The organism is Finegoldia magna (genome assembly GCF_018371055.1).
Lineage (GTDB): Bacteria > Bacillota > Clostridia > Tissierellales > Peptoniphilaceae > Finegoldia > Finegoldia magna_I.
The window spans coordinates 1-1795 of the sequence record NZ_JAGYZD010000301.1 but is presented as its reverse complement, the minus strand read 5'-3'; the positions used below and the strand labels follow the sequence as shown (position 1 = coordinate 1795).

3 protein-coding genes are annotated in these 1795 nt (G+C 29.4%); 2 read left to right on the top strand and 1 reads right to left on the bottom strand.

Annotated elements, in window-relative coordinates; all coding sequences use genetic code 11:
• Both KHW44_RS09325 and KHW44_RS09320 read left to right on the top strand, forming a co-directional pair.
• On the top strand, positions 1-541 hold a 541-nt coding region (locus tag KHW44_RS09325; protein WP_304068812.1), incomplete at its 5' end, for a uracil-DNA glycosylase.
• Complete coding sequence (locus KHW44_RS09320; RefSeq protein ID WP_304068810.1) at positions 538-1461, top strand: RluA family pseudouridine synthase; 924 nt, start codon at positions 538-540, stop codon at positions 1459-1461. The genes KHW44_RS09325 and KHW44_RS09320, both read left to right, overlap by 4 nt.
• A 16-nt stretch (positions 1462-1477) precedes the next feature.
• On the opposite strand, the gene KHW44_RS09315 is transcribed toward KHW44_RS09320, so the two are convergent.
• Positions 1478-1795: DegV family protein (locus tag KHW44_RS09315; protein WP_304068808.1), on the bottom strand; the 318-nt coding region annotated here is incomplete at its 5' end.

Sequence of the window (1795 nt, the reverse complement as noted above, 5' to 3'; positions counted from 1 at the left end):
TGAAGCGTTGAAATTAGTTCCATTTGAAGATTGTAAGGTTGTGATTTTAGGTCAAGATCCATATCACAATCCTAATCAAGCTCATGGACTTAGTTTTTCGGTAAAGCCAAATGTTAAAACACCTCCTTCATTGATCAATATTTACAAGGAATTGCAAAGTGAATTTGGTTATCCAATTCCAAACAATGGATATTTGATGAAATGGGCAAAGCAAGGAGTTTTACTATTAAATACTTCCCTTACAGTAATTGAAAATAAACCTAATTCTCATTCAAAAATTGGTTGGCAAATTTTAACGGATAAAATAATAGAATTATTAGGAAATTCAGATAGACCGATAGTATTTATATTATGGGGAAACAACGCTAGAATGAAAAAAGATTTAATTAAAAGCAAGAATGCTCTTATATTAGAATCACCACATCCTTCTCCGTTTTCGGCGAATAGGGGATTTTTTGGTTGCAATCATTTTATTAAAACCAACGATTATCTAAAGGACAACGGACTTGAACCCATTGATTGGAAGATAGAAAACATATGATGTACGAATTTTTAATTGACGATTCTAATCAAAACATAAGATTGGATATTTTTTTGGCTAATGAAGTTGAATTATCTAGAAGTGAAATCCAAAAACTTATCGATGAAAAAAAAGTGCTAGTAAACGAAAAAACTCAGAAAAAAAACTACAAGTTAAATCTGAACGATAAGATTAAATTTGAATATGAAAAACCTGATAAAACTATAAAACCACAGCAACATGATTTGGATATCGTGTATGAAGACGATTATCTTGCGATTATAAATAAAGATAAAAATGTAATAGTTCATCCTACAGAAACTATATATTCTGATACTTTAGTGAATTATTTGATGTATAATTTTGAAAATTTGAGTGATGTTGATGGAGATTACAGAAGGGGAATTGTTCACAGATTAGACAAAGATACTACAGGACTCATAATAATTGCAAAAGACAACGATACGCATTTAAAATTAAAGGAGATTATCAAAAATCATGAAATTACAAAAACATATTTGTGTATTGTTCATGGAAAAATCGATGAATGCGGAACAATTGAAGAATATATGACTAGAAATCCAAAAGATAGAAAGAAGATGATGATTTCAGACGAAGGAAAATTATCTATTTCTAATTATGAAAGACTTGATTATAATGACGATTATTCCCTTGTAAAAGTCCAAATCAAAACGGGCAGAACTCACCAAATTAGGGTTCATATGAATTATATTCATCATCCGATTTTAGGTGACAAATTATATGGATTGAAAAAAGAAAAAATACTTTTTGACAGTCAAGTTCTTCACGCATATAATCTTCAATTTATTCATCCTCAAACTCATGAAAATATAAATGTGATAGGGGATTTGAAACAGGATTTTATTACAGCTATAAAAAAAACAAACCTAGATTACACAAAAATACCTTCTAAGTTATAACTTAGAAGGTTTATTTTTATACCTCGGATAGATCTTCTCCCAAATCCTTATTACTGAAATATATACTAAACAAATTTGGTCCAGTGTGAGCGCCTATTACACACCCTAAGGGACATTTAATAATTTTCTTGAAATCAAAATCTTCTTTAATTTTTTCGATAAGGAGATCTGCCTCATCTTCATCTTCGCCGTAACAAACATAAAGTGTTTGATTTAAATTCACATTGTTATTGCATTTTTCAATCATTAAATTCTTCATTTTAATAAAAGTTTGTTTTTCGCCGCGCGCTTTTTCTACAACATATAAGCTACCATCATTTTTATCCACACTCAT